Source organism: Kocuria sp. ZOR0020 (assembly GCF_000800955.1).
Classification (GTDB): Bacteria; Actinomycetota; Actinomycetes; order Actinomycetales; family Micrococcaceae; genus Kocuria; species Kocuria subflava.
Window position 1 is genome coordinate 1 of sequence record NZ_JROX01000257.1, and the last position, 341, is coordinate 341.

The following is a 341-nucleotide window of genomic DNA, read 5'->3' on the forward strand; positions in this document are numbered from 1 at the left end:
GTTGCGACGACCAGTTGAATCCGCCCTGAGAACCGCGATCGGAGTGGTGGATCAGCCCGCCGTGGCTGCGGGAAGCACCGGTGACCGCGAGGGCCTGCTCGAGAGCCAGTAAGGGCAACGCGTCAGTGTGCAGACTGGTCGAGACCGCCCAGCCGACGATTCGACGGGTGAACACGTCGGTGATGAACGCGAGGTAGCAGAACCCGGCCAGAATCCGGACGTAGGTGATGTCTGCGACCCAGAGGCGGTTGGGGCCGTCCGCGGTGAACTGGCGCTCGACGAGATCTGGACGATGATCCGCCTGGTGTGCGCGGCGGGTGGTCACGGGCTTGCGGCCCCGC

At 66.9% G+C, this 341-nt stretch carries 1 protein-coding gene; it reads right to left on the reverse strand.

Going from position 1 to position 341, the window contains the following annotated elements; genetic code table 11:
* Nucleotides 1–341 (reverse strand): DDE-type integrase/transposase/recombinase (locus tag L979_RS12725; RefSeq protein WP_047692583.1); only part of this gene is annotated, 341 nt, incomplete at both ends.